Annotated in this window: 16 protein-coding genes; 8 read left to right on the top strand and 8 right to left on the bottom strand. The window is 40.7% G+C overall.

The genetic code is table 11. From position 1 onward, the window contains the following. Window positions 1-17: 17 nt before the first annotated feature. The 3 genes from Q0465_RS00750 to Q0465_RS00740 form a co-directional block, all read right to left on the bottom strand. Window positions 18-1340, bottom strand: coding sequence for an aspartate kinase (locus Q0465_RS00750; protein ID WP_298611409.1), 1323 nt, complete (start codon window positions 1338-1340; stop codon window positions 18-20). A gap of 131 nt (window positions 1341-1471) precedes the next feature. Continuing rightward, window positions 1472-2335, bottom strand: coding sequence for a 50S ribosomal protein L11 methyltransferase (gene prmA, locus Q0465_RS00745; RefSeq protein WP_298611407.1), 864 nt, complete (start codon window positions 2333-2335; stop codon window positions 1472-1474). A 6-nt stretch (window positions 2336-2341) separates the two neighbouring features. Then, window positions 2342-3733: an RNA methyltransferase gene (locus tag Q0465_RS00740; protein WP_298611404.1), complete on the bottom strand. Its 1392-nt coding sequence runs from the start codon at window positions 3731-3733 to the stop codon at window positions 2342-2344. On the opposite strand from Q0465_RS00740, the gene murB reads away from it, so the two are divergent. Then, window positions 3708-4835 carry a UDP-N-acetylmuramate dehydrogenase gene (gene murB / locus Q0465_RS00735; RefSeq protein ID WP_298611401.1) on the top strand — a complete coding sequence of 376 codons (1128 nt, stop codon included), beginning with the start codon at window positions 3708-3710 and terminating at the stop codon, window positions 4833-4835. The genes Q0465_RS00740 and murB overlap by 26 nt on opposite strands. A gap of 128 nt (window positions 4836-4963) precedes the next feature. Here murB and Q0465_RS00730 read toward each other — a convergent pair whose 3' ends face one another. The 4 genes from Q0465_RS00730 to Q0465_RS00715 all read right to left on the bottom strand — a co-directional run bounded on the left by Q0465_RS00730 (window position 4964) and on the right by Q0465_RS00715 (window position 10652). Continuing rightward, window positions 4964-6703, bottom strand: coding sequence for a right-handed parallel beta-helix repeat-containing protein (locus tag Q0465_RS00730; RefSeq protein WP_298611398.1), 1740 nt, complete (start codon window positions 6701-6703; stop codon window positions 4964-4966). A gap of 279 nt (window positions 6704-6982) precedes the next feature. Beyond that, entirely contained in the window at window positions 6983-9022 is a 2040-nt protein-coding gene (locus Q0465_RS00725) for a hypothetical protein (RefSeq protein ID WP_298611395.1), read from the bottom strand. A gap of 162 nt (window positions 9023-9184) precedes the next feature. After that, window positions 9185-10183, bottom strand: coding sequence for a flotillin-like protein FloA (floA, locus tag Q0465_RS00720; protein WP_298611392.1), 999 nt, complete (start codon window positions 10181-10183; stop codon window positions 9185-9187). Next, window positions 10176-10652, bottom strand: coding sequence for an NfeD family protein (locus tag Q0465_RS00715; RefSeq protein ID WP_298611390.1), 477 nt, complete (start codon window positions 10650-10652; stop codon window positions 10176-10178). The genes floA and Q0465_RS00715 overlap by 8 nt, the downstream gene beginning before the upstream one ends. A 336-nt stretch (window positions 10653-10988) precedes the next feature. On the opposite strand from Q0465_RS00715, the gene folE reads away from it, so the two are divergent. From folE to Q0465_RS00680, 7 genes are all read left to right on the top strand, one after another. Continuing rightward, a complete protein-coding gene (folE, locus tag Q0465_RS00710) occupies window positions 10989-11612 on the top strand; it encodes a GTP cyclohydrolase I FolE (protein ID WP_298611387.1) in 624 nt (207 codons plus the stop codon). A 49-nt stretch (window positions 11613-11661) separates the two neighbouring features. After that, window positions 11662-12537, top strand: a complete 876-nt coding sequence (fabD, locus tag Q0465_RS00705) for an ACP S-malonyltransferase (protein ID WP_298611384.1) — start codon at window positions 11662-11664, stop codon at window positions 12535-12537. 87 nt (window positions 12538-12624) lie between these two features. Beyond that, complete coding sequence (locus Q0465_RS00700; protein WP_298611381.1) at window positions 12625-14703, top strand: HDIG domain-containing metalloprotein; 2079 nt, start codon at window positions 12625-12627, stop codon at window positions 14701-14703. 20 nt (window positions 14704-14723) lie between these two features. After that, entirely contained in the window at window positions 14724-15758 is a 1035-nt protein-coding gene (locus tag Q0465_RS00695; protein WP_298611378.1) for a LacI family DNA-binding transcriptional regulator, read from the top strand. Between the two features lie 529 nt (window positions 15759-16287). Beyond that, complete coding sequence (locus Q0465_RS00690; protein ID WP_298611375.1) at window positions 16288-17208, top strand: ATP-binding cassette domain-containing protein; 921 nt, start codon at window positions 16288-16290, stop codon at window positions 17206-17208. Window positions 17209-17242: 34 nt separating this feature from the next. Beyond that, a complete protein-coding gene (locus Q0465_RS00685; RefSeq protein WP_298611372.1) occupies window positions 17243-17965 on the top strand; it encodes an ABC transporter permease subunit in 723 nt (240 codons plus the stop codon). Between the two features lie 9 nt (window positions 17966-17974). Continuing rightward, the gene (locus tag Q0465_RS00680) at window positions 17975-19480 is read left to right on the top strand and encodes a GldG family protein (RefSeq protein ID WP_298611369.1); all 1506 of its coding nucleotides are present in this window, start codon (window positions 17975-17977) and stop codon (window positions 19478-19480) included. Between the two features lie 213 nt (window positions 19481-19693). Here Q0465_RS00680 and dapA read toward each other — a convergent pair whose 3' ends face one another. Then, a complete protein-coding gene (gene dapA / locus Q0465_RS00675) occupies window positions 19694-20575 on the bottom strand; it encodes a 4-hydroxy-tetrahydrodipicolinate synthase (protein ID WP_298611366.1) in 882 nt (293 codons plus the stop codon).

Genomic DNA, 20575 nt, shown 5'->3' with positions numbered 1-20575 from the left:
TAAATTCAAAACATTCTTTAAGATTCTCTATCCAACAACCGGTAACTCAGTTCCTTCAAAGCTTTTTGCTTGTCTTCCTGCTTGACAAGCAACGAAATATTATGCTCACTTCCTCCATAAGAAATCATGCGTAAAGGAACATCCGTCAATGCATTCAACACCTTAGCCCCAAGTCCTGTTTTACCTGCAGCAAATGCTCCGACGATACAAATAATGGAAAGATTTGAATCCACTTCTATTGTTCCGAATTTTTCCAAATCCTTCAAAATATTCTCTAAATGATCCGTACAATCAATTGTCAACGAAACCGCCACCTCCGACGTCGCAATCATATCAATCGGAGTTTTCCAGGCTTCAAATACTTCAAATACTTTTCTTAAAAATCCATAGGCTAAAAGCATATTGGTCGACTTGACGTTGATAGCCGTAATTCCATCCTTCGCAGCCACCGCCTTTACATTTTTAACAGGACTTTCCTTAGCAATTAAAGTGCCTTCATCCTCAGGGCGAAGTGTATTTTTTAACCGTACCGGAATATTTTCTTTCTTTGCCGGCTGTATACTGGAAGGATGAAGAATTTTTGCACCGAAATAAGCCAATTCCGCAGCTTCGTCAAAAGACAAATGCCGGAGGGCACGGGTTTTGTCCACAAAACGAGGGTCATTGTTGTGTACTCCGTCTATATCTGTCCAAATCTGAATTTCTTCTACTCTCAACGCAGCTCCTATCAAAGCTGCGGAATAATCACTTCCCCCCCGTTTTAAATTATCAATTTCCCCATAAGCATTCCGGCAGATAAACCCTTGGGTAATAACAAGCGGCTGAATGGACGGCTGTGATAATTCCCGCTTTAAATTTTGTTCTATATAGAAATAATCCGGTTCCCCGTCTTTATCAATACGCATATAATTCAATGCCGATACCAGAGAAACAGGTACCCCGCATTCCTGTAAATAATAGTACATTAAAGTCGTGGAAATTATTTCCCCTTGCGCTATCACTGCCTTCTCCTGTAAGGGATAAAAATCCTTATTGACAAAAGAACGCAAATAGGTAAAAATAGTTTGAATAAACTCTTTAGCCTTATGAATATAGGATTCCGTTACGTATAGCTCACTGATAACGATATAATAATTCAATTCCAGATTCTGAATAATATCGATAGCTTTCTGCTTTTCGTTGCAATATAGACAATTTGCTATTTCTATTAAAGTATTCGTCGTACCCGACATGGCCGAAAGTACAACAATTTTAGGCTGACAATCATCCACTAAGTGAGCTACTGCCTGAATTCTTTCTGCACTACCTACAGAGGTCCCCCCGAATTTTAAAACTTTCATTTTTCCTTTATTATAATTATTTAGCTGTCCTAAAACGAGTTTTAAGAATTCTTATTCCAGAAATTCTTACTGAATTTTTAAGGCGACAAATATCCTACAATTTGTGATAAGAAACAATACTTTGTTTATAATTAAACAAATTGTTTATTTTTTGTAAAAGATACAGCTGTCCAATTCTGATTTGTTTTCTGATTTATCAAAATCATTCCCTCTTCTTCTGCCTTTTTTTGAATAAAAGGTAAATCCTGGGTATAAAACCCGCTCAGGATCAAGATGCCCTGATCTTCCAGGTGATGAATATAAAAAGGCATGTCGGTTAGAAGAATATTCCGGTTGATATTAGCCAGTATAAAATCGAATTTATTTTCTTTTTCCAACAAACCGGCATCTCCGATTTTGATTTCTATATGCCCGAGGTGATTATTTTCAATATTTTCCATAGCATTTTTATATGCCCACTCGTCTATATCAATTCCGGTAACGGCATGTGCTCCGAGTTTAGCTGCCATAATAGAAAGGATACCAGTACCACACCCCATATCCAAAACTTTTTTATTTTTAATCTGCTCCGAAAAATCAAGTAAAGTCTCCAGCATAAGGGTAGTTGTCGGATGGTGACCGGTTCCAAAACTCATTTTAGGTTCAATGATAATCTCGTATTCTATACCGGGAACTGTCGGGTGAAAACCGGCCCGGATCAATATCCGCTTATCTATGAGTATGGGAGTAAAATTTTTTTCCCATTCCAGATTCCAATCCCGGTCTTCCAGCACTGAGCTATTCCAATCCATTTGATAATCCGAAGGCAGCCATTGGAGAAATTCCAAATTTTGAATTTTTTCTCTGTCAAACTGCTGACAAGAAATATAGGCCGTAAAACCGGTATCTGTATACTGAAATCCTTCAAACCCGATTTCACTCATTTCTGCAATCAGTATATCTGCTATTTCCTCTGAAAAAGGGGTAATATTAAAATTTATAGCTGTGAAGTCCATTTTTGATTATTTAACAGATTCAACTTTTCCGAAAGGCAGTTCCATGCGGATCCGCCATTCTTTCGGATAATAATTATTAAGCCGGTTTCCCACACTCTTCCCCCAACCCAGTCCGATGCCGCCATAGGTAATAAGTACCCATTCCCCCGCTTTTGCCGAAACAGGAATATCTTCTTTTTTTAAAAACCGAAGTGCTGTATTCAAATCCACCTCATCCCGCAAACAATTTGATGAGTTTAAACGGACATACAGGGCCAAAGGGTGCAAACGCTTTACCTTTTGATGAACCAGTTCTCCTACCTCACATCCCTTATAAATAACCCGAAGAGATTGCTCCAGCAAACTGACGAATTCATCTTGTATAGCCGGCAATACGAAAATACGGGAATTTTCATTCCGGACAGCCAGTGTTGAGCGGTCAGGCAACAAAGCGGTTAATTCTTCAGGTAGCCGTATCGTTGAAGAAAAACAGGTTTTCTTTATTTTCGGGACAGTGTGTGCAGAGGAATCATTTTTCTGCAAAACGCTGATAAAAAAACCTTCCCCTTTTACTTTATGAGGATAAAACCGGTATCCGTATAAAGGAGGTACGGTAGACGTAATTTCAGGAAAATGATGTTCAATTTGAATACTTTCGGCCCCCCATTTTTTTTGTATCCATCTTATTATCTCTTCGTTTTCTTCCGGATTATAGGTGCAGGTACTATAAATCAGATATCCTCCAGGTTTGATACAATCCCAGACATCTCCTACAATTCTCTTTTGTCTTTCACTGCACAAACGAAGATGGGTTTCGCTCCATTCCTTTACGGTTTCCGGATCTTTACGGAACATTCCCTCTCCGGAGCAAGGCGCATCCACCAATAGGATATCGAAAGCATTCCTTAAACGTTTAAAATCAGCAGGATCATTCTGGGTAATAACCACCTGATCTCCTCCCCATTTAATAAGATTCTCTTTCAGAACGGCAGCCCTGGAACGAATGACCTCATTCGAAACCAGCAAGCTCCCGGCAGGAAGCAGAGAAGCCAATAAAGTAGATTTTCCTCCCGGAGCCGCACACAGATCCAGCACCCTTACCGGCTCTTTCGTCAGCAACTGTTTAACCATATAACTCAAAAACATAGAAGAAGCTTCCTGCACATAATATCCCCCTCCGTGCAGATACGGATCCAGAGTGAACCGTGGCCGTTGATCCAAATAAACCCCTTCCGGACACCAGGGTACGGATTGTTTTACCAGCCCGTCCGTCTGCTTGAGATTTGCCGGATCCACTTTAGCCGTATTAAAACGGATACTTACCGGAGAGGGTTCCTGAAGTGCATTCATAAAATTGTCTGTTTCTGCCCGCAGGATGTCATGCATACGTTGAATGAAAGCGAAAGGTAAATTGTCCATTGTCCGGAGATATTCTTATATTTGCTGCAAATATAATAAAGCCCGAAACAAAACGAAAAAAGCAAAGGCTTTAGCTAGTCTGAAAAAAATGAAAATAGAAGAAAACATCAGCCTCCGCCCTTATAATACCTTCGGCATAGATGTAAAATGTAAATATTTTGTAGCAGGAGAAGAAGAAGAAGAATTTATTGAATTCATACGGGAATATGAATTAAAACCGGAAGAAATGGTGCTTTTGGGAAGAGGAAGCAATTTCCTTTTTACAGAAGATTTTGAAGGAACGGTTCTTTATCCCTGTATGCAAGGTATTGAGATTCTCTCTGAAAATAAAGAAAAAGTAAGCGTCCGTGTAGGAGCAGGTATCAACTGGGACGATTTTGTAGCCTGGACGGTCAATCATCATTTATGGGGAGTCGAAAATTTATCGTTTATTCCCGGACATGTCGGAGCAGCACCTGTACAAAATGTCGGAGCATACGGTATGGAAGCAGGCGAACACATTGTAACAGTGGAAGCTATCGATCTGGAAAAAGGCCGGAAAATCTATATTCCGGCCACAGACTGCCGTTTCGGATACCGAGACAGTATTTTTAAAAAAGAGTGGAAAAACAAATACCTGATCACTTATGTCATTTTTGAACTGAGTAAACAAGCTTTTCCCCGATTGGAATACGGGAGTATAAAAGAAGAACTCAAGCAACTGGGAGGTATATGTAATTTAGAAAATATCCGCCAGGCTGTCGTAAACATCCGAACCTCCAAATTACCCGATGTCTGTACCTTACCGAATGCCGGCAGTTTCTTTAAAAATCCTATAGTAGAAACCCCTCTGGCTTTACAACTGAAAGCAAAATACCCGGATATGCCTCTTTACGCGGTAAACGGATCCTTTTCAAAACTGGCGGCTGGCTGGCTGATTGAACAATCCGGCTGGAAAGGAAAAAATCTGGGAAAGGCCGGGGTATATGAAAAACAAGCCCTTGTATTAGTAAACCGTGGGAATGCTACCGGTTTGGATATTGTCCGGCTGGCAAACGAAATCAAAAAAAGTGTCTTTCTGAAATTCAATGTATGGATAGAACCGGAGGTGAACATCCTCTGATTCACTTTCCCGTTTCCCATGCAAAGCAATGGAAGCCTCTCAAAATCCGACAGCCACATTGAAAATACATTCTGTCAAGGACATTTTTCAGTTTACGATTCCTCCAAGTAATAATGCAGATTCCGTTTTTACTCTTCAGTTTCCTGAAGAACAACATTGCTGCAATTTTCAATGACAAAAGCTCTTTGTTCTTTTCCGGAATAAGGATAAGCGTCCGTACGGATCACCTGATTCCCTTTGAACACAAAATCATCCACACAATACAGATTCAGCAGACGGGGATCAAAGGCATAAAATGTATTCTCTTCCACTTTTATCTTCCGGTGGTAACGGCTTGAGTCGCGACGGTCATAAATCCCGGACCCGACGGCAATACAAGCTTTTCCCCAAATGCCATAATTACAATTATCAAATACATTTTCCCGGATAATGGCATCCCGCACTCCCGACTGTTCATACCAGTAAGTGCCGTCTCCTTCAAAAAGGATAGCAGCTCCGGGCACATGAAAATAATTTTTTTCCACCCGGATTTTTCCCCTGGATCCCAATAATAATCCCCTGGCCCGGTTATTCCTTATTTTACATCCCCGGATTAATACATCCGGATAGGGACCTGCTGCAGCCACGACATCTTTTGGCCGGGTGCCGGCAGGTAAAGGAGTATTTAAACAAACCCGGGTATATTTCTTATTCAAACGCTCTACACTTCTAACTCCCAGTTCCCCGTACGGAATCAAACTTTTGTGATTTACTACCTCCAGTTGTTGTCCCGGTTCTATAAAATCGAACCCCCATTGTGCCGGATGCATTAATTTGACAATTATTTCTTCCGGGTTTATAATGGAATCAATAACGGCATAAATCCCATGAATATTGGTTGCATCATCTTTTTGATTTTCAAACAAACAATTCAACATGCGAATCTGTCCATAACAATTGGAAAAATGAGTTGCATCAGCTGTAATACTTATAATGCGTCCGGAATTCGGGGAAGGTGTAACCCGGACACTATCCAACTCAATATCTCCCGTTCTCTGGGCAACAACCCCCATTCCGCCACAATGCCAAATAGTTACATTCTGTATGCGTATCCCTTTACTGTCGGTAAGGGTAAAAGCCGGTATCAAACGCTGGGCCGCACCAAATACCAATATATTACCGGGCGTTCCTTTAATATTTTCTTTAAAAATCCGGACATTTCCGTTATTCATTTCCTGGGCTGGCATACATCCGCCGGACAACCAGTAATCTTTTACCATATAAGCCGGTTCCCGCTTCTTCACATCAAATTCCAATAAGTTACTATAAGGATATTTATTCCCCTGATTGTCCTTAAAATACAGACATCCATTTGAAAAATAATAAGGATACTCCGAGGGAAACGACACTTCCAGCCAGCCTTCCCCTCTAGCTTCGATCTTCCCTTCTGAATGAAAAGTACGCGTATAATCTATAGATAAATTCTGAATTTCAATATTCCGGGCTTCTTTTATCAAAAAAGGACAAATGAAACCGGAAAACAGCAGCCTTGCTCCATTTCCTTCAATTTTCAAATCCGTAAAACCGGTCAAATCAAAAGCAAACCGCTTCAGTCCCTCATCATTATTGCTGACAAAGACGTAATGTTCTACCGCATAATCCGGTTTGAAATAGAGTGTCCCGGCAGTCAATTCCAACCGCTTTGCATTTATTTCTTTACATTTTTCCAAAGCCTTCCGCAAAGCTAAAGTCGCATCCTGCCCTTCCGGACCCTCAGTCATATAATCTTTCAAATAGACTACTTTTTCCCCTATCCGCCCCGGTGACAGACAAGAAAAGAAGAAAACGCCAATCCAGCATAAGCATCCAATGTATACGATCTTTTTCATAAGATATAACTGTTAATGATCTCTCCATCTTCGTTCCCGGCTCTTCCAAACCGGAAGAAGGTTCAAAGGTTTAAAGGTTTATTTTTGATTTCTGAAGAATGCTTAGCGGACTAACAACACAGCATCTCCTTGATGACATTTCCGTCATCAGAACCACCGTTTATTAATCTGTGACTCAGCAAACGAACATTTATCCGGCATAAATTGCCATTACTCCTATTTCCCATTCACCTATTTAAATACTCAAACATTTTCACAATTAAATATTTCATCCTGTTTTTATTTACCCGGGAACCGAACGGATAGCGAACGACCGGCCTGCGTATTCCGGGAGAAGACAATTTTGCCGTTCTCTTTAACAACTACATAAAGTCTGTCTTCTTTCCGGCTAACCTCAATATCAAACTTCCTCCCGAAAGCACAGATATTCCTCAATGCCAGCTGATCCCAGGCAGCAGGAAGACGTGGGGTAAAAACAAAAGAAGACAATCCTGTAGGACGAATACCCAGTAATCCTTCCGTAATAACCCGTACGTAGAGCCCGCTTTCTGCGGACAGATGACGCTGACTCCCTTCCGGCCAGGCTTCTATAGCATAAGGCACATGTTCCCCCAACAACCGCTGACGGGAATAATATTCCAAATAAGCCGTGGCCTTTTCCGTAGCACCGGCTGCATAAACCCCTCTCAAGGCATATAAAGTAGAACGATCCCAAAAAGTACTGCTCCCTTCCTGCGTCAGCAAACCGTTTTCTGTCCACAAACGAGGGGAGAACAAGGCGGCAATTGTGCCTTCTTTTCTGTCGGTAATTCCCATGCTCAGCGGAATGCAAATCCACGACCTCAGTAAATCATTTCCCTGATAGTAACGGTAAGTGTCGAATCCCCCGAACCGAGCTCCGAAATATTTCTCTATAGACTGACGCAATGCCTCTGCTTCTCTTCGGTAACGTTTCAATTGTAGTGCTGAAACCCCCAATTCTTTTCCGAGAAATACGGCAGAACACAAGGCATCATAATACAAAGAAGAAGTGCATAAATTAGCATTTCCTGCCGGGAAACGTCCTTCCAGCTCGTCTGTATCCGACTCTACGACCCCGTCTGTATTCATTTTCCGTTTACAGTATTCCAGACACCACTCTATCAGAGGCCAAAGTTCCTTTGCTTCCTCTAAACTTCCCCGGGCCAAAGCATAGCGGGCAGCCCCGTATGCAATCATCGCCGCATCTCCTCGGTCTCCGGCCCCATTCCATATATCTTTCCCCTCAGCAATAATGGAACTCGGTATCGGTTTATATTCCGCATTCATAAAACGGGCAAAATGCCGGAAAGCATTCAAAGCTGACTTATTTCCCACCTCATACCCCAAATAAGGAAAGAACGGATTTACGTATTCGGCCTGGTCATTTGCCCAGATTGCCGCATAATAAGACTCTCCTCCCGGACCATGCATATATCCCCCTTTCGTTTTATATATACTTTCTGCAGCCCTTATTTTGGCAAACTGAAACATCGTATTGATCACTTTATCCGGAGTCTCCAGACACAAACGATCTTCCATTTCCCTCACAAATTCTTCTCTTTTCAAAAGTTCTGCCGCATAATCCGGTTGCACTGCCTTATCTGAAAGCCGGCCGGCCTGAATTCCAGCATAAAAGACGACAGCATGCCCGGGAGCTAATTTATAAGTTCCTCCCCCTTCCGTACAAGTGAAAAATACATATTCTCCATCCACTCCTTTAAGCGGGTCTGTACGGGAATAAATTTTCATCTCCGGAATTGATAGTTCAAATAACCGGTCCGAAATATTTTTTATCTCATACCGTTCACACCAGACAGGGGCATCAACAGAGGGATAAAAGGTCCGCACGACTTCTGCTACCGGCTTCTGCACCCGTTTGCGGGCGGCTCCGATATTGACATAACCCGTAGAAAACTCGCTCTTCACCCGCATAAGGCCTTTCAAGTAAACCGACTTCAGTTGTTCCTGCTGCAAAGCCAAACCGTTTATGTTAACCCACGACAAAATATCCCCGCCAAACCGATGCATAAGACTGGCATGTGTATTATTCGGTACTGTCCGCAGCATCGGCCAGACAACCGAACGTTCCAGACAAAATCTCCCTTCCTTATTCACGCCATAACGCAAAACAACAGACAGTTGTTCTCCACTCATTTCAATGTGATCGTCATGGGGTACACTATCTTTTATTTCCCATAAAATTCCGCCATCTTCCAGAATTTCCCACCGATCCTGTGCTTTTAACCTTCCTCCAAAAATTAACCCGCTTAGCAGTAAAGATATAAAAACAGATTTCATTAGCCTTCTTATTTAAATTGAATTTCACTTTTCATTCTCCGGACAGTTGATCTGAAACGATTCTCCGGAGAGAAAACACAAGTAAGGATGTATTTCCGGTTCCGATACTCTTTACCTGTCATACATCCTTCATTCCAATAGGAGTTCAATCCATTTTCAGGATTACACCAGTTTATCTGTTCTCTTTTTCTTATCTTCCGGTTTTGCAATATTTTCCCTCATCTGAGTATCCGCTTCAATATTTTTCATACGGTAGTAATCCATTACTCCCAGGTTACCGGAGCGGAAAGCTTCAGCCATAGCTAAAGGCACATGCGCTTCCGCTTCTATCACTTTTGCTTTCATTTCCTGCGCCAAAGCCTTCATTTCCTGCTCCCGGGCAATGGCCATTGCCCGGCGTTCTTCCGCTTTAGCCTGAGCAATTTTTAAGTCGGCATCTGCCTGGTCAATTTGTAAACCGGCCCCGATATTTTTCCCGACATCGATGTCCGCAATATCAATTGAGAGAATTTCAAATGCCGTGCCCGAATCCAAACCTTTGTCCAACACCACCTTGGAAATAAAATCCGGATTTTCCATCACAGCTTTGTGAGAATCGGAAGAACCGATTGAAGAAACGATTCCTTCTCCCACCCGGGCTAATATTGTCTCTTCTCCGGCACCTCCCACCAGACGTTTTATATTTGCTCTCACCGTCACACGGGCTTTTGCAATCAACTGAATTCCATCTTTCGCCACGGCACTGACGGGAGGGGTATTGATCACTTTTGGATTTACGCTCATCTGCACGGCCTCGAAAACATCCCGCCCTGCTAAATCAACTGCAGTTGCAATCTGAAAGGTCAGATCGATATTCGCTTTCGAAGCTGATACCAATGCATGAACGACCTGAGGTACATGTCCCCCGGCCAGGTAATGAGCCTCTAATAAATCGCGGTAAAGTTCAATCCCGGCCTTTTTCCCTTCAATCATAGCACCGACAATTATAGTAGGAGGCACTTTCCTCCACCTCATCAATATCAATTGTAACAATGAAATTTTTACATCAGAAACTAATGCCTGAAACCACAACCCAATCGGAATAAAATATAAAATAAGCCACAATAAAAACACCCCGCCGGCAATGGCAGCCACTAATAAAACGATACCTGTATTATCCATCTTTATCTTTCTTTAATTTAACAATTATCTTATCTTTATTTACTTTTACCACTTCAACTTCAGCATGGGAGTCAATATAACCACTTTGAGAAAGTGCCTCCACTATAGTATCCCCTACTTTTACCTTGCCCATCGGAGCAAGGCGTCCCAGACAAATCCCACGATCTCCCACTTTTACCGATTCATCCACCCCTTCCACAGTACTATCAATACTCGAATTCAGGCTCAGCCTCTTCCAAGTCTGTGCCCGAAGGGCATACCAGGTCACAACAAACCCTCCCACCGCCGTTGCCAGCAGAATAAAATGTCCTGCCTTTGTCCCAAAAAATTTATAGCCCAGATAAACCCCGAAACAAACACAGGCAAAACCGATAATTCCAGCCACATTTACTCCCGGAAGAACTAAAAATTCTAAAATCAGCAAAACAAAGCCGATCACGACCAACATAAGTACAATAATCCATTCCATACACAAATCTATTAAAAACCGAAACCTCCCACGGACTGCTTAAATAATATAAACTGGATAAAGATATAAAAAACTCCTGTTTTAAAAAATTCTGATTTGATATTTTTATTGATCTTACTATTCTGTTTTTCCGAAAATAACAAACTTTTTGAATGCAGGTATTTTCCGCCCTATTATACCGATTCAAATCTGGACGTTCCTGCCTGTCTGTCAACGCTTTTATTGGATAAAAAAGGATTTTCAGGAAGCATTATTTTATAATCAGATTTTTTATATTTACTTTGTACTGTTTTTGCGAGCCTGTTGTAAACACAATCTTTAATTAAATTCAAACGCATGGAGCAAGAAATCACCAATGAGGAAGAGTTTTATCAAAAGGTAGAATATTTTAATGCCGAACGCACGAAACAATTAAGTTATCATTATCAGGAGATTCTAAAACTACTTGGAGAAAACCCGGAAAGAGAAGGACTTTTGAAAACTCCTCTGCGTGTAGCCAAAGCGATGCAATTTATGACCCAGGGCTACAGTCAGAATCCTGAGCATATTCTGAGTTCCGCTCTCTTCAAAGAAGATTACCGTCAAATGGTTATCGTAAAAGATATCGAAATATATTCTCTTTGCGAACACCATATGCTCCCGTTTTACGGACGTGCTCATGTTGCCTATATTCCCAACGGGTATGTAACCGGATTAAGTAAAATAGCCCGCGTTGTAGAAACGTATGCCCGCCGTTTACAGGTACAGGAACGCTTAACTTACGAGATTAAAAATTGTATACAAAATACACTCCATCCCCTGGGGGTCGCCGTCGTCATCGAAGCCAAACATATGTGTATGGCTATACGGGGAGTGGAAAAACAAAATTCAGTAACGACAACTTCTGATTTTAGCGGAGCTTTTGAAAAACTGGCCACCCGGGAGGAATTTATCCGGTTAATCAGTTCCAAGCTGCACTAAAACAATTTTGGTGTAAATGAATAAATGTCACATCTTAAAAATAAACAATATGAAAAAAGCATTTGTATTTCCCGGACAGGGAGCACAATTTGTAGGAATGGGGAAAGAATTATACGAAAACTCTCCCCGGGCAAAAGAACTGTTTGAAAAAGCAAATGAACTTTTAGGATTCCGTATTACGGATATGATGTTTAACGGAACGGAAGACGATTTAAAACAAACCAAAGTCACCCAACCGGCCATTTTTTTACATTCTGTTATTTTAGCTGATAGCCTTACCGAAAAACCGGATATGACAGCAGGACATTCCCTTGGAGAATTTTCTGCCCTGGTCGCAGCCAAAGCTCTTTCCTTTGAAGACGGATTACGCCTGGTACATGCCCGGGCTTTAGCCATGCAAAAAGCCTGTGAAGCTCATCCGTCCACTATGGCAGCTGTCTTAGGGCTTGCGGACGAAACGGTTGAAAAAATTTGCGGAGAAATTGACGAAGTGGTTGTGCCAGCCAATTACAACAGTCCCGGTCAGATTGTCATTTCCGGCAGCAATAAAGGGATCGGAATCGCCTGCACCCGATTAACAGAAGCCGGAGCCAAAAGGGTAGTACCCCTGAATGTGGGAGGAGCTTTCCATTCTCCTCTAATGGAATCCGCCCGTAAAGAATTAGCAGATGCTATTCACCATACACATTTTTCCGAACCGGTCTGTCCCATCTATCAAAATGTGGATGCCAGACCTTATACCGATCCGGAAAAGATAAAGCTAAATTTAATTGCCCAATTGACCTCTTCTGTCCGGTGGACACAAATCATGCAGAATATGATTGCCGACGGAGCCACTTCTTTCCTGGAAATCGGTCCGGGAAAAGTCCTGCAAGGATTGATAAAAAAACTGAACAGAGATATGGATATTGCGGGCATCCAGTAAAACGAAAAAAAGGTTCTCAATCGGAACCTTTTTTTTATAAAATCTTTATATCTTTAGTCGCTAATTGGAAATTTTTGATTTTTAATCATGTCGGACAGAAAACGCAAAAGGCAACTCTATATCGTTTCACGGATTATTGTTATACTGATCGTATGCAGCATAATTGTCTTCCTTTTTCCCAAAGCCGGAATATTTCAATATGAATTCCAGAAAGGAATGTCCTGGAGATATGAAACACTTTATGCTCCTTTCGATTTCCCGATCTATAAAACGGAAGCTGAATTAGCCCAAGACAGGGAAAAAATCACACAAGAACAAACCCCGATTTTCAATCTGAATCCGGAGATAAAAACCTATCAGCTCAATAAATTTGCAACGGCCCTCGACAAATATAAAAATCCGGCGACAGCTCAGACGTTGGAAAATCTGCAGCAGAAATTAGCCCTTCTTTACGACGCCGGAATTTTACAATTACCGGAAAATTTAACGGCAGAAAACCTCAGGACGATTAAAATCGTCAATAACAATATCGGTAGAGATGTCGATTTCCAAAAAACATATACCTTAAAAAAGGCCTATTCGACGCTGACAGAATGGATCAATTCCTCCAGTCTCCCGCAAAGCACGAAAGAACATCTATTGAGTTTGAACCTGAACAATTATATTCAGCCGAATCTGGAATTTGATGTTTCTAAAACAAACCTTCAGCTTCTGAACCAGCTCAAAAATATCAGCCTCACGCAAGGACTCGTCAGAAACGGAGAAGTGATAATTGCCAAAAGGGAACTTGTCACTCCCGAAAAAATAAAACTTCTCAATTCGTTAAAAAAAGAATACCGGCACAATACAGGTTCACCGGTAAGTAATTTACGCACATTAGGAGGACAAGTCATTTTAACGTTAACAGCCCTGATGATATTCTCCATATTCTTTTACTACTCCAAAAAACGGATTTTTTATAACAACAAGGAATTTATTTTCCTTTACGGCTCTTTTCTGGCCACCGTTGCTCTGGGAAGTATCGGATTTTATCAAAATATCAATATGCTGGCTCTGCCTGTTTTATTTTTTGTCATTATCGTCAACATCCTGGTAGGCAGCCGTTCAGCCTTATATATGCTTTTAGGGACCTCCCTTCTTATCTCTTATTTTGCCCCCAACAGTTATATGTATCTTTTCATGCAGGTCGCAGCCGGAATCGTAGCGATTTTCAGTTTGGCACAATTGCAACGCAGGGGACAGTTATTTCTTTCCATTTTCCTTATTTTTATCACCTATACGGCAGTATATATTGCTTTTATCCTGAGTCAGGAAGGAGAGATTGAACTGACGCATGCCTTTGGCATACTTTGGTTACTTATAAATTGTTTACTTTTAAGTCTCAGTTATCCTGTTATTTATATTTTTGAACGGATCTTCGGACTCACGTCAGAAATCACGCTGATTGAATTATCGAATCCCAATCATCCGGCTTTGCGTTCTTTAACCAAGAAAGCCCCGGGTACCTTCCAGCACTCTCTTATGGTAGCCAACCTTGCCGAAGAAGCTATTTACCGGATTGGGGGAAATCCTTTACTTACCCGTACAGGAGCTTTATATCACGATATTGGTAAATCATACGAACCGATATTTTTTATCGAAAACCAGACAGGAGGAATCAACCCTCACGATAAATGTGAATTTGACGAAAGTGCACAGCATATCATCAATCATGTTACCAAAGGCGTCGAACTTGCCAAAAAATATAATTTACCGGAAACTATCGTCAACTTCATCCGGACCCATCACGGTAAAAGTAAGGTAAAATATTTCTATAACTCTTTTAAAAATAAATATCCGGACAAAACTATAGATGAGTCTTTGTTTACTTATGCCGGTCCCGATCCAGTCAGTAAGGAATGCGCCGTCGTCATGATGGCTGACGCCGTAGAAGCAGCTTCCCGCACACTCCAGGAAAAAACGGAAGAGAACATCAGTAAATTAGTAAATGATATCATTGACGGACAAGTAAAAGACGGCCGCTTTCAAAATTCAGATATTACATTCAGGGATATAGCTATTGTTAAAAGAGTTTTTACGGAAATGCTGGCCAATATCTATCATTCCAGGATTGCTTACCCAAAACTCAAAAAAGAAACAGAAACCGAACCCCAAACTGAAACGTAAAACGATTAAAACAAACCAATATGACACAAAAAGCAATCACCATTAAAGATTTAGCTGCAAAACTAAATATTTCCGTATCCACGGTATCCCGTGCATTAAAAGACAATCCGGAAATCAGCCAGCAGACCCGGAAAAGAGTCCAGACCCTTGCCAAAGAATTGGGTTATAAACCCAATCCCATTGCAGTAGCACTGAAAACTCACAAAAGCCATACGATTGGTATTGTCGTACCGCAAATCGTAAATACTTTTTTTGCAACTGTCGTCAAAAAAGTGGAAGAAGTAGCCGATAAATACGGTTATAATGTACTGGTAGCTTCTTCAAATGAAAGCTTTGAAAAAGAAAAGAAAAATATCGACGTCTTTCTGGCCAACCGGGCCGATGGAATTATCCTTTCTATTTCAAAAGCGACCAGCTCTTACGAGCACATTAAAAACATACAGAATCAAGGGATTCCACTGGTTTTGTTCGACAGGACGACCAAAGAGCTGGATGTTTCCAAAGTCATTGCAGACGATGCAGATGCCGCATATAAAATTGTCCAGCATCTCATCCATGGCGGAGCGAAAAAAATCGCCCTTCTTACCGGACCGGAACACATGTCCATCGGCAAAAACCGCATGAAAGGATACTTGAAAGCGATGACGATTAACAAGCTGGAAATCAACACAGATTATATCGTCAGATGTGAAGATTTCTCTGTAAAGTCTGCTAAAGAGGCAACCAGCCGTTTATTAAACTTAAAAAATATTCCGGACGCTATTTTCGGGATCAATGATGATATGGCTATAGGCGCCATTGAAGCCATAAAAGAAAAAGGATTGAAAATACCGGAAGACATTGCTGTATTCGGTTTCTCCAATACCAAACGTTCCCGCTATATGAATCCTTCGGTCAGTACAGTGAACCAATTTCCCGAAAAAATCGGAGAAATAGCAGCCGAATTACTTTTTGAGCAGATTTTAAATCCCAAACACGCACAAGTCCGGGAAGAAGTCGTAAATTGTGAACTTTTAATCCGGGAGTCTTCAGACCGTTCGTATTTAAACGAATAGAGGATTCCTATAGACCAAAGCGAATTCATTATTTTGTGTCATAAACAGGAAGTTGTCCAAAAATTCTTTACCGGCAAATGTCAGTTTCCAGACATCCTTGTCCCGATAGGTTCTGCCTTTATAGAAAGAAGAAAGGGGAATTATAATTTTCCCGTCCTGTAGTAAAGTACTCATCGGAATTTTAAGGAAAATGTCCGGTTATTGTCAGAAGAAAAGAGTTTTTGGACAGCTTTATTTAAACTTATTTCATTCTGTCTTTTAAAGCAAAAGTTCCAAAAATCGTATTTTCCCTTTATTTTTCTCATATAAGCTTACTCCCGGTAATCATTTCTCGTGAAATAGTTATAAATTTTGTTACTTTTATTTATACTTTTTACAAACAAAAAGGAACAATTCCCTGCATTTTCCCACTTGAATCTATAAAATTTAATTTCTTTTTTAAGAAGAGCCGGAGGGCGGTTAAAGTTTGTTAAACCAGTCCATTTATGCTTTGCCGTAATTATATTTGTATCAATCTAAAAGCAGCTTTATGGATATTGTAGTAGAAAATTTGTCGAAATCATTCGGTCCGCAAAAGGCTATTGACAATATTTCTTTCCAGGTGAAAAAGGGGGAAATATTGGGATTTTTAGGACCCAATGGAGCCGGGAAAACGACGACAATGAAAATCATCAGCTGTTTCCTATTTCCGGATACGGGAAATGTACAAATAGGAAAATATTCCATCCGGAAGCATGCGTCTAAAATCAAGCAGCATATTGGTTACCTTCCGGAACACAATCCCTTATATGACGAAATGAACGTCATTGACTTTCTGATTTTCATTGCCAAAATACACAATATTCCTCATTATAAAATTACAGCCCGGGTACTGGATATGTTGCGGATGTGCGGACTGGAAAATGAAAAACAAAAAAACATACGGGAACTTTCGAAAGGATATAAACAACGCGTCGGACTGGCACAGGCTTTAATTCACGACCCGGATGTAATTATCCTGGATGAACCTACAACCGGTTTGGATCCGAATCAAATTGTTGAGATCAGGGAATTGATTAAATCGATCGGGAAAGAAAAAACAATTATCCTCAGTTCTCATATTCTGGCACAGGTAGAAGCGACCTGCGACCGGGTATTGATTATCAATAAGGGGAAAATCGTAGCAGACGGGACTTCTTCTGAATTGCGTAAATCCAGTACGGATAAATTACTCAAAATTACGATTAAAGGAGGAGATACGAACACGATTTACGAAACGTTGACAACTCTGGAAAATTTAGAAGATATCGAAATTACGGGAGAAAATAGTTTCCGGATTCAAACCTCGCGTAAAAATAACATTGAAAAGGAAATATTCCATATTTGTGAAACCCGGCAATGGTATATAAAAGAATTGATCCCGGTAGAAAAACGGTTGGAAGATATTTTTCAGCAAGTGACACAAAATTAATCTGCTTATCATCGAGTCTATTGTTTTAAACGATATGAGAACCATTAAAATAATCATAGGCAAAGAGCTCAACAATGCTTTCAATTCCTGGAGCATTTATACGGGTTATCTTTTATTCTTTTGTATCTGTGGATTTATCTGCTGGTTATCCGTATCGAATATATTTTCCCTGGGACAGGCAAATATGATGCCTTTTTTCACAGTAATTAACTGGACGACTTTTTTCCTCATCCATGCCTTAACCATGAAGTCGATAGCCGATGAAAAGAAGAATGGAACCCTGGAACTTTTATTGACAAAACCGATACGGACGAATCAACTCATCGCAGGAAAATTCTGGTCACAGCTTTTTATCATTCTGATCGCTTTAGTTTTAACTTTACCTTATTACTTCACCATGGCTTTTTTAGGACATATCGATCACGGAGCGGTTATTTTAGGTTACTTCGGCTTGATCTGTATCAGTTCCTGTTACATCAGCATAGGCATTTTTGCCTCTTCTTTTGCCAAAACTCCGGTAACAGCATTCTTTATAAGCCTGGGGATCGGACTTTGTTTTCAATTGCTATTCGGCATTTTAGCCCAGCAAATTGGTTCCGGATTTCTGGCAGGTTTATTTACGTATTTATCTATCTCCGAACATTTTGATTCCCTTTCCCGGGGAATTTTAGACTCCCGGGATTTTATATACTTTATTTCAGTAATTGTACTCTTTTTGTCCTTATCGAAATTATTTATTTGCAAAACCCGGTTTTAAGACTATTTCATGAAACAGCTTATACGAAATAATATATATATCATCATCTGCATCCTTCTGGTGAATATCGGAATGTCTTTCGTATTTATCCGGATTGATTTTACATCCAATAATCGTTATTCCCTGAGTAAAGTAAGTAAAACTGTTGTAAAAAATACGCTTGATCCCATCACTGTGGATTTTTATGTAACCGAAGATTTACCGCAGGATTTAAAAAAGCTGGCGAAAGAATTTGTCTATTTGTTGAAAGAATATAAATCGTTGAGTAATGCTAATTTTACTATTAATATCCTACATCCTAATAATGAACAAACGGGGCAAAAAGCTATAGAAGCAGGGATTCAGCCCCTTCTGGTGGAAATCAGCGAAAGGGATCTGGAAAAAATTCAGAATATTTTTATGGGAGCTGTTTTTCATGTAGGTAATAAACAAAGCGTCATCCCTTTTATCAATCACAATACCCCTTTAGAATACGAAATTACTCGGCTTTTAAAACAAAGTTCGGATACTTTAAAACCCCGTATCGGATTCATTAAAGGCCACCGGGAAGCTTCTCTGGGACAAATGCCCCAACTGATCAATGAATTGTCTCATCTGACAGATATTTCGGTTATTGATTTGTTCTCTACTGCTGAGCTGGAACGATACAATGTTCTGTGTATTATCGATCCGAAAGATGTTTATAGCCCCTATGAAAGAGAGCAGATCGACAAATATTTAGGTAACGGAGGAAGATTATTCGTGGCCCTCAACCATGCAGTAGGGCAAATTAACGAAAGTCAGAATAACGGCTTTATTAACTGGACAGGCATAGAAGACCTTCTGGAAACAAAAGGATTAAAAATTCTCTATGACTTTGTCGTAGACAATAATTGTGGTACGATTACTGTAAACCAGCATAATGGTTTTATGAGTTATCAAAGCAGCGTCAGTTTTCCTTATCTCCCTATCATTACCAATTTCAGCAAACACACTATCACCCATGGTTTAAATGCCATATTATTACCTTTTGCCAGCAGTATTCAACAGGTCAAGACGAATTCAACGTATATTTTTACACCTCTGGCCACGACTTCTTCTATTTCCGGCAGGCAACAAGCCCCGATTTTTTTCAACCTGCAAAAACAATGGACACGCCGGGATTTCAACAGTCCACATAATATTGTAGCCGCTTTGCTGACCAATGAAGACAACAACAGCGCTATCGTGACGATAACAGATGCCGACTTCCTGATTAACGATGTCGGGATATTTGCACATCCCCTGCGTACAGACAATATCAATTTTGCTATTAATTCGATTGAATGGCTGGCAGATAATTCCGGTCTGATTAAGCTCCGGAATAAATTTACAACTTTCGCCACCCTGGAGCCCATTGACGATTATGCCAAGAATTTCCTGAAATACTTCAATTTTTTCTTACCGATCATCCTGACTCTCGGTTATGCGGGAATCCGTTTCCGGATCAACCGGAACAAAAGAATCAACCGTTCCCGTCCCGGCTATATCGATTAAAACCGGAAAGGATGTTCGGTTTTCCGTTAAGGCACAAAACAATCAACAGGAAACCGGAAATCCGGACTGAAGGCTTCTCTCTTCCTCCGCCTGCTGCTCTTAAAATCATAACCTAAAGCCGGGATTAAAGAAAAATAAACGGAAATTTCCCGCATTTTTTCCTTCTGTAAAGCATTTACCTATTCGTGAAAAAAGATTTGAAAAAGGTCCTCTTTATAATTCCTGAAGCAAAGTTTTCAAATGCCGGCACAATTCTTCACTGGCAGCCACCAAGGGTAGCCGTAAATAATTATGACGGATCGTTCCCTTTATCTGTAATGCAGCTTTTATTCCGGTCGGATTTCCTTCTGCAAACAAAGCCTTACATAAACCGGCTAACTGAAGATGTATGTCTGCCGCAGCTTTAAAATTACCTTCATTTGCCAGACGAACCAAAGTCGAAAATTCAACAGGACAAACGTTCGCAGCTACTGAAATTACACCGCACATACCGATCGCCATCAAGGGCAATGTCAATCCATCATCTCCGGAAACGACCGCAAAATCTTTTCTTTTAAGTTTCAGGATCGCAGTGGCCTGTTCAAAATTCCCGCTGGCTTCCTTTATTCCGGCAATATTCGGACAATCCTGAGCAAGCCGTATAACGGTTTGCGCCGTCATATTGACCCCCGTACGTCCCGGGACATTGTACAAAAAAACAGGTATAGGTGAATTTTCGCTTAACGTTTTAAAATGCCGATATAATCCTTCCTGAGAGGGTTTATTATAATAAGGCGTTACGCTCAATACGGCACAATATTTCTGAATACCAGGAAACGCCTCAATATTTTTCATCACTTCTGCCGTATTATTACCGCCTATACCAATCATTACGGGCAAACGGCCATTGTTTTCCTCCAAAATAATCGTCAACACCTCAGAACGTTCGGCTGCCGTTAAAGTTACCGCCTCAGAAGTCGTACCCAATGCAACCAGATAATCCACGCCTCCGAGAATCACTTCCCGGACCAATTGACGCAACGAAACCTCATCAATTTCTCCTTTTTCATTGAACGGAGTCACTAAAGCGACACCAGTACCCGTGTAAAAATTCAT

The organism is uncultured Odoribacter sp. (assembly GCF_937966165.1).
Taxonomy (GTDB): Bacteria; Bacteroidota; Bacteroidia; order Bacteroidales; family Marinifilaceae; genus Culturomica.
This window is presented reverse-complemented; position numbering and strand designations above follow the sequence as displayed.